Origin of the sequence: Dokdonella fugitiva, from assembly GCF_014138265.1 — a bacterium.
GTDB classification, from domain to species: Bacteria; Pseudomonadota; Gammaproteobacteria; order Xanthomonadales; family Rhodanobacteraceae; genus Dokdonella_A; species Dokdonella_A fugitiva_A.
On record NZ_JACGXL010000001.1, the window covers coordinates 1 to 12,844 of the forward strand.

Genomic DNA, 12,844 nt, shown 5'->3' on the forward strand with positions numbered 1-12,844 from the left:
TCGGATCCGACCGACGGCAGCTGGTCCACGATGGACAACTTCCTCGTCGGCACCGCCAACTGATCCCGATCCTGGGATGAAACGCAGAGGCCTCCCTTCGGGGAGGCCTCTTTTTTTACCCGAAACGGCGGCCCCCGCGTTTCAGCGCGCGGCCTCGATGCGTTCGAGCAGGCGCAGGTTCAGCGCGTGCTGCTGCGCCTGCCACGCGGCGAGCTGCGCAGGGTCGATCTCCGGTTGCTCGTCGAGCGCGCTGAGCTTGCGTTTCCACCACGTCGCATAGCGGTAGGCGGAGACGTCGCCGGTGACGTCGCTGCCGACCAGGCGGCCGCGCAAGGCGTCGATCGCGGCGAACAGGTCGGTGTCGAGCAGGCGACCCTGGTCCCAGTTCGTGCGCGCGATCGCGGGATCGAGCACGTCCTTGTCGATCGAGAGGTAGACCGCGTGTTTCGCCCCGCATTGCTCCTCGACGAAACGGTCGAGCAGGGCCGCGCGCGTGTCGAACGCGCGGAACGCGTGGGCGAGGCCGATGCGCGCAGCCCAGCGCGTGTCGACGCCGATCGTCCAGTAGCTGAGCTTGCGCCGGTGCAGCGGCGCGAGGTAGTTCTCCCATGCGTGCGTGCGCGATACGTCCGCCGAGCCGATGCCGAGCACGTGCACGTGGCCGACGTGCGGCAGCAGCGCGACCTTGCGCACCCACGAGCCGCAGTGCACGCCGAACGGGAAGCGCATGTTGTCCGGGTGGTTGTCGAACACGACGACGTCGAACGGGCCGCGCGTCGCGCGCCGTTCGATCAATGGCCAGCTCAGGTGGTGGTAGTCGCCGCTGCCGAGGAAGACCGTGCCGTGATCGCGCGGCAGGCGCGCGTCGAGCTCCGTGGCGAGCGCGCGCAGCGCGCGCAGCGAGCAGCCGAAGCGGATCGCCTCCTGCCGGTCGGCGAGGTCGAGCACGGTCGCGCCGGGCAGGGCGCCGACCGAGCGGTCGAAATCAAGGACGACCGGCGCGGCCAAGCGCGGCTCCTTCGTCGGCTTTGGCGTCGGCCCAGGCACGGTCGCTCTCGAAACGCGACGCGACCCGGCGCAGCACCGCGCGCAATACGCGGCTGCGCGGGCGTACCGCGTGCCGCGTGAACGTGAAGCGCGCGCCGAGGTAGGCCTTGATCTCCGGATCGGTCCAGCCGGCGACGTAGCAGCACAGGTCGCGGCGGCGTGCGTAGTCGAGGTTGTGCATCCAGCTCACGAAGTAGAGGTTGTGCTCGCGCGCGGCGGGATAGGAGAAGCCGACGTACTTGTCGACGAGCGCCTCGCCGACCTGGAAGCAGAGGTTCCAGCCGATCATGCGCCCGGCGTGGCGATAGGCGAACAGGATGCCGCCGCTGCCGGCATCCTGCAGCAATGCATCGAAGAACGCGCGGCTGAGCCGGTCGAAATGGATCTCGCTCTGCGCGTACACCTCGAGGTAGAGCGCGTAGCAGGCTTCGCGCAGCGGCGCGTCGGCGAACGCGGGGCCGGTCGGGATCTCCTCGATCTCGAGCGCGGCGCGCGCGCGCAGCTTGCGCCGGATGTCCTTGCGCCGCGATGGCGACAGGCGCCCGAGATAGTCGTCGGCGGATTCGAAGTCGATCGGCACCCAGGCCAGTGCCTGACCTTCGAGCAGCACGAAACCGGCATGCTCGCACGCCTCGGCGATCGCGCGTGCCTGCGCGTTGCTCGCCTGGTCGAGCAGCGGCGATTCCTGCGGAATGTCCTTGACGATGAGGAACGGCTGTCGTGCCGCGGGCTCGGCGAGCCATTCGTCGACGAGTGCCGTCGCATCCGCCCCGCACGGGAACAGCGCGTATTCCGACACGGTGGTGCCGACGAAGCACGTTCGCGGTCGCAGCAGGCGGCCCCACCAGCGGTACAGCGGCAATGCGGACACGCGCCTGCGCAACTCGTCGTCGGCCGTGGTCAGGAGGTCGAACGGCGCGACGAACGCGGGCGTGCCCGAGCGCGTCGCAAGCGCGGTGAATCCGTCGGGCGGGTGCGCGAGGAAGTGGCCGACCAGCGCGGGTGGTTCGAGCAGGTTGCGGAATTCCGCGGCCGGCGTGCCCGTTGCCGTCGCCATCACTCGGTCGCGGTCGCGAGGCGCGCGCCCTGCGGCGGCTCAAGCGCGCGCTGTTCGGCGATGCGCCGGAAGAATGCCGCCGAGCGTTCGATCAGCTTGCCGCGTTCCTGGTCGACCGTGACCATGTGGTAGCTGTCACCGAGCAGCAGCGTTTCCACCGGTGCGCCGACGCCGCGCTCGATCGCGCGCACGTTGCGCAACGACGCGACGTCGTCGTCGGAGGAGTGGGCGACGAAGCACGGCGCGCGCACGCGCCCGAGCCGGTGGCGCACGTGGCGCGAGAGGCGCTGGAATTCGGCGAGCGACGGCCACGGGAAGCCCGCGAGGCCGGCCGCCTGGCTGTCCCCGGCGAGCATCGCGCCGACGACGCGGTTGCGGATGCGTTCGTCCTTGATGCCGTACGGTTCGACTTCGGCCGAAACCTTGTCGCGCCCGAAACCGAGCGACGTCAGCAACGGCAGCAGGAACGCGAGCCGCCCGATCGGCGGGGTCGCCCAGCCGTCGTGGAAGAACGTCGTGCCGTACAGGCCGAGGCCATCGACGTCGTGCGGACGATCGATCGCGAGCTTGAGCGCGAGGATCGCGCCCATCGACAGCCCTGCGACGAACAGGTGGTCGACATCCTCGCGCAGTCGCGCGGCCGCGGCGGTGACGCTCGCATACCAGTCGCGCCAGCTGGTTGCGAGGAGGTCGGCGGCGTCGCCGCAGTGGCCGGCGAGCTGCATGCCGAGCACGCTGAAACCGGCCCGGTGCAGGCCGTTGCCGACGAAACGCATTTCGGTCGGGGTGCCGGTGAGCCCGTGGATCAGCAGCACGCCGGAGCGGCCGCCGCGAAGGTGGAATTCGGAAGGCTTGATCATCTGGCTCGACGAAGGCGCGAGCGCCCGCGGGGCGCCGATGCGACGAAGCATCGCGCGGGCGTCTTTCGCACGGGTTTCGCCGCCGGCAGTTGGCCTGACCTTTGCTTTGGATCATCCAACGCCGGATTCCGAGCCCGTCATGAGCCGCATCGCCCACTTCTGCCACACATCGTTCGCGAGCCTGCATGCGCTGTTTCCCTTGCTCGGCGCACTCGTCGCGGCACGTGCGGAAGGTGATTGCATCGCCAAGGCGATTCCCGGCCTCGGTGCCTGCACGAGCACGTACTGCAAGCCCGAGCGCCGCGTCGCGTTGCGCTGAGGCGCAGCCGCCCCGACGAATGTCAGATTCGCGCGAAGCACGTCAGGTACGGCGTACGCCGCCTTCCGCCATCCCCCATTTGTCGTGCGCGAGTCGCGGCACGAAACTTGCTGAACCCATTTCGGAACATCCGGCGAGTCTCAGGGGGACTCCATGAGCTACGACATCCTCAAGAGCCTCGGGCTCGACCATCTCGATGCCAGTTCGCCCGATTTCGTGAAGACGCTCGAGCGCATGCAGCGCGAAGCGTTCCAGAGCCTGCAGAAGGAAGAGCCGCGCCGCGACGGCGATCGGCCGGAGACGATCGTCGGCTGAAACGCCGTTGCTACGGCCACGCGCGCGGACGCAATCGCCGCCGCACCCGGTATAGTCCGCCCGCGCCGTCGACGACGGCATCGAGCGAACGGACCCGCATGCCGATCCACCTTTTCCTCGCCTCCCAATCGCCGCGCCGACGCGAGCTGCTGCGGCAGATCGGCCGCGAATTCGACGTGCTCGACGTCGATGTGCCCGAACGCCGCGAACCGGACGAAACACCCGAGGACTACGTCAGCCGCGTCGCGCGCGAGAAGGCCGGCGCCGGCCTCATGCAGGTCGCCGCCGTGCACGACGCGGTCGTGATCGGCGCGGATACCGAAGTCGTGCTCGACGACGATGTGTTCGGCAAGCCGGTCGACGCCGCCGATGCAACGGCGATGCTGCGCCGCCTGTCTGGACGCAGCCATCGCGTGCTGTCCGTGGTCTGGTGCATCAGCGCGGGCCGCGAGGAGCATGCGCTCAGCGTCTCGACGGTCGAGTTCGCGCCGCTCACGGAGGCCGACATCGCCGACTACGTCGCGACCGGCGAAGCCTTCGGCAAGGCCGGCGCCTACGGCATCCAGGGCCATGCCGCCGCCTACATCCGCCGCCTCGACGGCAGCCATTCGGCGGTCATGGGATTGCCGCTGCACGAGACCTCGCTGTTGCTGCGCCGGTTCGAGCGCGCCTGAGGCGACGCTCAGCGACGGCCCGCGACGGCGCTTTCGGCGATCATCGCCTCGGCCGGGTCGCCATATGCCGTGGCCCAGGCCTGCTCGAGTTCGGGCGTGAACGCATCGCCGAAGTGCTCGTGCAGCGCCATCAGCAGCGCGGCGCCGACGTCGTCGTCCTCGCGCATGCCGTAGCCGACGTGGCGCCGGCCGACAGCACGCGGCCGGGGGTTTCGCACAAGGTCAGCAGCAGGTCGAACGCGCGCCGCGACGCCGCGCGTTCGCGCGCGCCGACGAACACGCGACGGCCTTCCGGCTCGATCACGACATCGGCGAAGCAGTATCGGTAGGAGGCCGCCTGCGGAATCCCTGCGCCCATCGGTCGTCGTCGTGGATCGAGTGTGGCCGGTCGCGGCCGGTGTCGTCGGCCGTCCTGCCGACGCGTTCGCTCATAGCGTAGCGGTCGTGCGCATCGCAGTGCCAGCCTTGGTCGTCGCACGGTGGCTACGGCGTCGCGACAGCGAGGTCCGGCACGTCGAACTGCGGCGCGTGCTGGAGCCGGTCGAGGCGTGCCTGTTCGGTGTCGGCCTCGGTTTCGCGGTGCGTGGCGCGCAACGCGGCGATGCGCAGGGCGATCGCTTGCGGGTGTTGCTCGAGCCATGGCTTCCACGCTTCTCGCGAAAGCACGTCGTCCGACTGGCCTGCGGCGACCTGCCAGCGGCCGAGCTGGAACAGGCTCGCCAGCGCGGCGGGGCCGGCCGCGGCGGGCGCCCGGTCGAGCCGTTCCGCGAGGTTCTTGATCGCGCCGGCGGCGTCGCCGTCGACGAAACGCAACTGCGCGTCGACGAGCGGCAACCACGCGGCCCATGCGCGCGCGTCGTCCCGGGCGATCGCGCGGAACGCGTCGGCGGCGTCGTGTGCGCGCTTCGCGTCGCCACTCGCGGCGGCGGCATCGACGATGTCGGCGAGCACGGGCGCTAGGCTGCGCGTGATGCCGGCCTCGGCGTAGACCGCGCGTGCCGCGTCGTAGTATCGCAGTGCACCCGCGTGGTCGCCGCGTCGTGCGGAGCGCTGGCCCAACGCCCAGTCGAGTTCGGCGCGCCAGTACGGGTTGTGCTGGCGTTCTGCCGCGGCGCCGATGCGCCGCGCAACGCGGTCGATGTCGCCGTCGCGGCCGAACGGCACGAGCACGCCGAGCAATTGCAGGCTCGCGAGCATCTCGAGCTGCACGTCGCCGCGCTGCCGCGCGAGTGCGAGCGCCTGCTGCAACAGCGTCGCGGCATCGAGCAGGCGGCCCTGGTTAGCCTCCGCCGCGCCGAGGTTCGCGAGCGTGTTGCCTTCGAGCGTCGCGTCGCCCGCGGCCCGCGCGGCGTCGAGGCCTTCGCGCAGTCGCGCCGCCGCCGCGGCCGCATCGCCGGCACCGTTGTCGACCGCCGCGAGGTTGACGAGCACGAGCGCTTCGCCGCGCCGGTTGCCGGTCTTGCGCGCGAGCACGAGCGCGCGTTCGAACAGCGCGCGCGCGTGGTCGAAGCGGCCGCGTTCGTCCTCGACCGACGCTTGTGCGACGAGCAGGTCGGTGAGCACGTACGGCCGGCTTTCCGACACGTCGGCGAGTGCCGCGTCGAGATGGCGGGCGGCCGCCTCGAGGTCGCCGCGACGGAACGCGAGCGAGCCGAGCTGGCGCTCGGCCGCGACGAGCAATTCCTCGTCGCCGTGTTCGCGCGCGGCAGCGGCGACTTTCGCGGCGTTGTCGGCGCTCGCCTGCGCGTCGCCAGCCGCGCCTTGCGCGACCGCGAGGCCGAGGCGCGGCCAGGCGAGCCCGGGATCCTGGTCGAGGCAGATCTCGAAGTACTTGCGAGCACCCGCGGTGTCGCCGTGCAGTTGCGCGTCGAGGCCGCGCGCATAGGCCTCGGCGAGGAACGCACTGCCGATCCCCGTGTGGCGCACGTCGGGCAGCGGCGAGAGATCGAGCCAGCGGCGCACCTGCGCGACCGCGTCGACCGCGAGCGGCGCCGGCGCGCTGCCGTGCAGCGTCTCGCTGCGGTCGGCCGCGCCCGCGGCGACGAGGCGCACGTCGAGTTCGTAAAGCGGGCCGACCCGGCGCAGGCGCGTCGCGACGAGATGGGTCGCGCCGAACGCGGCGCGCAATGCGGCGGCGCCGTCGGCATCGAGCGCGCGCGTGGCCCCGTCGTTCGCGAGCACGTCCTTCGCCGCGACCACGTCGACGCGCCCGTCCTCACCGAAAAGGCCAGCCATGAGGCCCATGAGGCCGTTGCGCGTCCAGGCGAGGCCGTCGTCGCCGCTGCGGTCCTCGATCGGCAGGATCGCAATGCGCGTGCCCGATGCCGCGACTCCGACGGAGCGTGGCGTCCCGGCACCGCGGTAGGTGAGCACACCGGCGAGCAGGCCGGCGAGCACGAGCACGGCGATCCAGGCGACGAGGTGGCCGTGCGATCTGCGCGCGGGTGGGGCAGGCGGCGTCGCCTGCGCAGCGGGCGCGGCATCCGTCGGCGCGCCCTCGGGGGACGCGTCGTCGGCGAGTTCGACCACCTCGCCGACCCAGCGCAGCCCGCGCCCGTGCACGGTGCGGATCACGCGTTGCGCGTCGCCGTCGTCGCCGAGCGCGCGTCGCGCCTTGCGCAACTGCTGCGACAGCGCGGCATCGGTGACCGGTCGGTCGCCCCAGAGCACGGTGTTGAGTTCGCGCTTGTCGAGCGCGCGGCCGCGTTCGCGCAGCAGCAGGGCGATGAGGTCGAACACTTTCGCCTCGACTTCGATCGGCACGCCGTCGCGCCGGATCTCGCGCGCGTCGAGGTCGATCAGGGTGTCGCCGGTTCGGTAACGCAAACGTGCAACCAGGAAGCGGGGAGGGCGAGGCCGCGCAAGTCTACATGGACGCGCCGCGCCGCCGGCGGCCGGGCTCGTGCCGCAATCCCGGCCACCGTTGACGGCGCGCCGAAAGGTAGCTTTGCAAACATTGCTCGACATGCGACCGGCGCATTCGACAAGAAGGTCGCCGTAAAGCTATAAGTCGCTTCAATTTCCCCCTCCAAGTCCTTACATGTCCGAAGAAATCCTGATCAACGTGACCCCGCGGGAAACGCGCGTCGCCCTGGTCGAGAACGGCATGCTGCAGGAGGTTCACGTCGAGCGGGCGAGCCGCCGCGGCTACGTCGGCAATATCTACAAGGGCAAGGTCAGCCGGGTCATGCCTGGCATGCAGGCCGCCTTCGTCGAGATCGGCCTCGACCGCGCGGCGTTCCTGCACGCCTCGGACATCGTGCGCCCGCATGCGACCCTCACCGGCGAAAACGGCGAGGGCGCCGCGGCTCCCTCGCCGCCGATCACCGAACTCGTGCGCGACGGCCAGGACATCGTCGTGCAAGTGGTCAAGGACCCGATCGGCACGAAGGGCGCACGCCTGACCACCCACCTGTCGATCCCGTCGCGCTACCTCGTGCTGCTGCCGTACAGCAAGGTGCTCGGCGTGTCGGTGCGCATCGAGGACGAAGTCGAACGCCAGCGCCTCAAGGACATGCTGGCCGCGTTGACGATCGGGATCGAACCTGCGGCGGCGGCTTCGCCGGCCGCGGCGGCCGCGCCAGCCGCGGCGGCCGCGCCAGTCGCGTCGCGTCTCGGCTACATCGTGCGCACGAATGCGGAGGGCCAGTCGCGCGAGGCGCTCGCCGAGGACATCGACTACCTCGGCAAGCTGTGGACGAACATCCAGGAGCAGATGGCGCGCGTGCGCGTCGGCGAGCGCATCTACGAGGACCTCAGCCTGCCGCTGCGCGCGTTGCGCGACCTCATGCGGCCGTCGATCGAGAAGGTGCGCATCGATTCGCGCGAGACGCTCGAGCGCGCGCAGCGCTTCGTCTCGCAGTTCATGCCCGAGTTGGCCGAGCGGGTGGAGCATTACCCGGGCGAGCGACCGATCTTCGACCTGTACGGCGTCGAGGACGAGATCCAGAACGCGCTCAAGAAGGACGTGCCGCTGAAGTCGGGCGGTTACCTGATCGTCGACCAGACCGAAGCGATGACGACCATCGACGTCAACACCGGCGGCTTCCTCGGCACGCGCAACCTCGAGGAGACGGTGTTCCGCAACAACCTCGAGGCGGCGCAGGCGGCCGCGCGGCAGCTGCGCCTGCGCAACCTCGGCGGCATCATCATCATCGACTTCATCGACATGACCGACGAGGAGCACCAGCGCCAGGTGCTGCGCCAGCTGCAGAAGTCGATGGCGCGCGACCACGCCAAGGCGACCGTGTACGACATGTCCCCGCTCGGCCTCGTCGAGATGACGCGCAAGCGCACCACCGAGAGCCTGGAGCGACAGCTGTGCGAGCCGTGCCCGGCGTGTTCGGGGCGCGGCAGCGTGAAGACCACCGAGACGATCACCTACGAGATCTTCCGCGAGATCACCCGTGCCGTGCGCCAGTTCGATGCGCAGCAACTGCTCGTGCTCGCCGCGCCGAAGGTGGTCAACCGCATCCTCGAGGAGGAATCGGTCGCCGTCGCCGAGCTCGAGGAATTCATCGGCAAGACGATCCGCTTCCAGCCCGAAGAGCATTATTCGCAGGAGCAGTACGATGTCGTGCTGCTGTAGCACCTTCGCGGAGGTCGTGTGACGACGGTCCTGCGGATGTGCCTGCGCCGGTTGCGCTTCGCGCTGCTGGCGGTGGCGGCGACGTGCGTGATCGTGCTCGGCGTGCTCGCCGGCATCACGCAGCTCGCGATGCCATGGCTCACGCAGCATCCGCAGCAGGTCGAACGCTGGTTGTCGGATCGCCTCGGCCGTACGGTCACGATCGGCCACCTCGACGGGCGCTGGGTCGGCGGCGGTCCGCTGCTCGCGCTCGATGACGTGCGCATCGCCGGCAGCACGGGTAGCGCGCCGCTGCTGATTCCGCATGCCGAACTCGCGTTCGACCTGCTCGCCGCCGTGCAGCGAAACAAGGCGTTCACCGAATTCCGCCTCGCCGACGTCGAGCTCCGGCTCGTGCACGAAGGCGGCGAGTGGAAGCTGCGCGACTTCGACCTCGGCGCATCGTCGCCGCGCGACGAGCCGGTGTCGATGGGTGCGCTCGGCGCACTCGAGATCACGCGCCTGAAACTCGGCATCGACGATCCCGCGCAGGACCTGCACCTGCAGTTCGCCGCACCGGTGCTGCGCGTGCTGAACCGCGGCTCGGTCATGCGCGTGCTCGGCCGCGTGCGCAGCGCCGGCAGCGAGGCACCGCCGCTCGAACTCGTCGCCGACATCGATCCGGCCGAACGTTCGGGCGACGTCTACGTCGGCGGTCGCGACCTCGACCTCCCCGCGTTCGCGGCCGGGATGTCGCCCGGTGGCGTGCGGCCACTCGCCGGCCGCGGCGCCGTGCAGGTCTGGTTGCGCCTCGCCGCCGGTCGCATCGACGACGTTCGCGCGCGCATCGACCTCAAGGACGCGCAGTTCGCCGCGAGCGATCCGGTGGCGATCGGCGACGGCTCGCTGATCGAGCCGCGCGCCGCGTTCGACCGGCTCGCACTGGTCGCGCGCTGGATGCGCGAGGCGGACGGCTGGACGCTCGACGTCGCCGATTTCGTGACCGCGCTCGACGGCAAGCCCGCGCGCCTCACGCTCGAACGCCGCGGCGACGACGTGGCGCCGCACTGGCGCGCCGGCGTAGCCGCGGTCGCGCTCGAACCGCTCGGCAACCTCGCGATGCTGTCCGCGCGCGTGCCGGGCGAACTGCGTCGCTGGCTCTATCTCGCGCACCCGCGCGGCTCGCTCGAGCAGGCGGAGTTCGCGCTGCACGACGACGCTTATGCGGTGAGCGCGAACCTGCGCGGCGGCGAAGCGACGAGCGTCGATGCGATTCCCGGCATCGAGGACCTCGACGTCGACGTCGTCGGCGACGAGGCTGCGCTGCTCGCGCAACTGCCGGACAAGGCGTTGCGCGTGAATTTCCCGCGCGTGTTCCGCAAGCCGTTCGCGTTCAGCCGGTTCGGCGGCGACGTCGTCGCGCGCCGCACCGAGGACGGCTGGCGCATCGAAACCGATCGCGTCGGCTTCGAAGGCGAAGGCTACGGCGGCGAGCTGCGCGGCAGCATCGACGTCGCCGAAGGACGGCGGCCGAGCCTCGACTTGTACGCGCTCGCCTCGCACGGCGACGTCGTCGCGGCAAAGCTGTTCTGGCCGACCAACACGATGCCGCCGCAGGCAGTGGCCTGGCTCGATCGCGCGCTCGTCGGCGGCCGCATCGAGCAGGGACGCGTCGCGATCCACGGCGATCTCGCCGACTGGCCGTTCCACAACCGCGCCGGGCGCTTCATCGCGGTCGGCGCGCTCGACGACGCGACGCTCGCCTACCACGAGAACTGGCCGCCGGCCGAACACATCCACGGCACGGCGACCTTCGTCAACGACGGCATGCGCGTCGACGCCGATTCCGTCACGTCGATGGGCAACAAGGTGACCGAGGCGAGCGCGACGATCGAGGACTTCGGTCCGCTCGTGCTCGACCTCGCGGCCAAGGGCGAGGGCGGAGGACCGGGCCTGCTCGCGTTCCTGCGCGCGACGCCGATCGGCAAGCGCTACCAGGAGCAGCTCAAGGACGTCGCGGTCGGTGGGCGCGGCGTGGTCGATTTCACGCTGAAGCTGCCGATCAAGGAAGTCGAGGCGCTCGCGCTCGACGGCAAGGTCGAACTCGCCGGCGCGCGCATCGACCACAACGCCTACGGCCTGCATTTCAACGACGCCAGCGGCGTGCTGCGCTTCAATCAGAAGGGCTTCCTCGCCGACGCGTTGGACACGACGTTCCGTGAACGCAAGGCCAAGCTCACGGTCGCGATCGGCGGCTACGTCGCCGATCCGCGCCACGTATTCGAGGCGAGCGTCGGCGGCACGTGGCCGGTCGCGAGCGTGTTCGCCGACGTACCGGTGCTGTTGCCGATGCTCGGCAGCGTGCAGGGCGAATCGGCATGGACCGCGCGCGTCGGCGTCGACCACGCGGAGAACGGCAACGCGCGCGCGACGCTCGGCCTCGACAGCGACCTCGTCGGCACCGCGATCGCGTTGCCACCGCCGCTCGCGAAGGCGGCCGACGCGAGCGTGCCGTTCCACCTCGACCTCGGCCTGCCGTACGCAGGGCAGGAATTCAGCGCCCGCCTCGGTGCGATCGCCGGGTTGCGCGGCCGTGCACCGGGCGGCGGCCGCGCGTTCGGCGCGCGCATCGATTTCGGCGAAGGCGCGGTCGCCGCACCGCCCGCGCAGGGCATCATGATCGGCGGGCGCGTCGCGCGCCTCGATGCGGGTTCGTGGCTCGACCTCGTCGAGAGCGGCAGCGGCGGCGGCGACATCGTCAACGCGCTCGACGTGCGCGCCGACGATTTCGTGTTCGGCGGGCGCGAGTTCGACGATACCGGACTCGCGATCGAGAACACGCCGGCGAAGACCACGATCCGCATCGACGGCGCCGCGCTCGCGGGCACGCTCGAGGTGCCGCGCGGCGACCTCGCCGCGCACGGCATCACCGCGACGTTCGCGCGCGTGCACTGGCCCGAAGCGCCCGCCGACGCGCCCGACGCCGGTGCGCTCGCCGACGTCGCGCCGGGCTCGTTGCCGCCGCTGCACCTGCGCGTCGAGGATTTCCGGCTCGGCAAGGCGAGTTTCGGCAGTGCGCAGTTCGACAGCCATCCGATCGCCGGGGGCATGCAGATCGACACGCTCGAATCGCATTCGCCGAACGTGACGATGATCGCGAGCGGCGACTGGACCGGCGGCGCGATCGAGAACCGCTCGCGCATGTCGATCCAGCTGAGCGCGCAGAACCTCGGCCGCATGATGGATGCGCTCGGTTTCTCCGGCCTCATCGACGGCGGCAGCACCAAGGCGACGATCGACGCGAGCTGGTTCGGCCCACCGTCCGCGTTCGCGCTGCCCAAGCTCGACGGCACGCTCGCGATCGACGTCGCCGAAGGGCGCATCCTCGACGTCGAGCCCGGAGCCGGCCGCATCTTCGGCTTGTTCTCGCTGACCGAGATCCCGCGGCGCTTGAGCCTCGATTTCAGCGACTTCTTCCAGTCCGGCCTCGGCTTCAATTCGATCAAGGGCACGTTCCGGCTCGCCGGCGGCAATGCGTACACGGACGGGTTGCGGATCGACAGCCCGGCCGCGGAGATCATCGTCAGCGGCCGCACCGGCCTGCGCACGAAGGACTACGACCAGCTCATGGACGTGCGCGCGCGCGCGGGCGCGACCTTGCCGATCGTCGGTGCGCTCGCCGCGGGGCCGGTCGGCGCGGCCGCCGGCCTCGTCGTACAGGGGATCTTCAACAAGCCGATCGGCAAGGCGGTCGCCCGCCGCTACAAGGTGTCGGGATCGTGGGACAAGCCGCAGATCACGCAGCTTTCGCGCATCAAGGCAGGCAAGGGCGCCGACACGCCGCCGATGCCGGAGCCGCTGCCGCCGGACGAGCCTGCGCCGCCGTGGCAGGTGACGCCGTCCGGCGAGGACGGCGGCGGCCGGTTCTAGCCCGCCGCGTTGCATCGGGCCCGGTTGTGGTCCAGCATGCGCGGCCCCATCTACCCGGCTGGTTCCGCGCCCCAC

At 70.8% G+C, this 12,844-nt stretch carries 10 protein-coding genes; 5 read left to right on the forward strand and 5 right to left on the reverse strand.

Annotated elements, in window-relative coordinates:
• Window positions 1-141 precede the first annotated feature (141 nt).
• The 3 genes from FHW12_RS00005 to FHW12_RS00015 are packed head-to-tail and all read right to left on the reverse strand — an operon-like array spanning window position 142 to window position 2,964.
• The gene (locus FHW12_RS00005; protein WP_182528946.1) at window positions 142-1,008 is read right to left on the reverse strand and encodes an arginase family protein; all 867 of its coding nucleotides are present in this window, start codon (window positions 1,006-1,008) and stop codon (window positions 142-144) included.
• Entirely contained in the window at window positions 986-2,104 is a 1,119-nt protein-coding gene (locus tag FHW12_RS00010; RefSeq protein ID WP_182528947.1) for a peptidogalycan biosysnthesis protein, read from the reverse strand. Before FHW12_RS00010 ends, FHW12_RS00005 begins: the two co-directional genes overlap by 23 nt.
• Window positions 2,104-2,964: an alpha/beta hydrolase gene (locus tag FHW12_RS00015; protein WP_182528948.1), complete on the reverse strand. Its 861-nt coding sequence runs from the start codon at window positions 2,962-2,964 to the stop codon at window positions 2,104-2,106. The genes FHW12_RS00010 and FHW12_RS00015 overlap by 1 nt, the downstream gene beginning before the upstream one ends.
• On the opposite strand from FHW12_RS00015, the gene FHW12_RS00020 reads away from it, so the two are divergent.
• The 3 genes from FHW12_RS00020 to FHW12_RS00030 all read left to right on the forward strand — a co-directional run bounded on the left by FHW12_RS00020 (window position 2,957) and on the right by FHW12_RS00030 (window position 4,272).
• Window positions 2,957-3,283, forward strand: a complete 327-nt coding sequence (locus tag FHW12_RS00020) for a hypothetical protein (RefSeq protein WP_182528949.1) — start codon at window positions 2,957-2,959, stop codon at window positions 3,281-3,283. The genes FHW12_RS00015 and FHW12_RS00020 overlap by 8 nt on opposite strands.
• 153 nt (window positions 3,284-3,436) lie before the next feature.
• On the forward strand, window positions 3,437-3,598 hold the full coding sequence (locus FHW12_RS00025; RefSeq protein WP_182528950.1) for a hypothetical protein: 162 nt from the start codon (window positions 3,437-3,439) through the stop codon (window positions 3,596-3,598).
• A gap of 98 nt (window positions 3,599-3,696) precedes the next feature.
• Window positions 3,697-4,272: a Maf family protein gene (locus FHW12_RS00030; protein WP_182528951.1), complete on the forward strand. Its 576-nt coding sequence runs from the start codon at window positions 3,697-3,699 to the stop codon at window positions 4,270-4,272.
• 8 nt (window positions 4,273-4,280) lie between these two features.
• On the opposite strand, the gene FHW12_RS00035 is transcribed toward FHW12_RS00030, so the two are convergent.
• Together FHW12_RS00035 and FHW12_RS00040 are read right to left on the reverse strand one after the other, a co-directional pair.
• The gene (locus FHW12_RS00035) at window positions 4,281-4,439 is read right to left on the reverse strand and encodes a hypothetical protein (RefSeq protein ID WP_182528952.1); all 159 of its coding nucleotides are present in this window, start codon (window positions 4,437-4,439) and stop codon (window positions 4,281-4,283) included.
• Window positions 4,440-4,755: 316 nt separating this feature from the next.
• Window positions 4,756-7,098, reverse strand: a complete 2,343-nt coding sequence (locus FHW12_RS00040) for a winged helix-turn-helix domain-containing protein (RefSeq protein WP_182528953.1) — start codon at window positions 7,096-7,098, stop codon at window positions 4,756-4,758.
• A 214-nt stretch (window positions 7,099-7,312) separates the two neighbouring features.
• Here FHW12_RS00040 and FHW12_RS00045 point away from each other — a divergent pair, with 214 nt between their 5' ends.
• The gene (locus FHW12_RS00045; RefSeq protein ID WP_182528954.1) at window positions 7,313-8,860 is read left to right on the forward strand and encodes an Rne/Rng family ribonuclease; all 1,548 of its coding nucleotides are present in this window, start codon (window positions 7,313-7,315) and stop codon (window positions 8,858-8,860) included.
• Window positions 8,861-8,878: 18 nt separating this feature from the next.
• On the forward strand, window positions 8,879-12,769 hold the full coding sequence (locus tag FHW12_RS00050) for a YhdP family protein (protein WP_182528955.1): 3,891 nt from the start codon (window positions 8,879-8,881) through the stop codon (window positions 12,767-12,769).
• The last annotated feature ends 75 nt before the right edge of the window (window positions 12,770-12,844 follow it).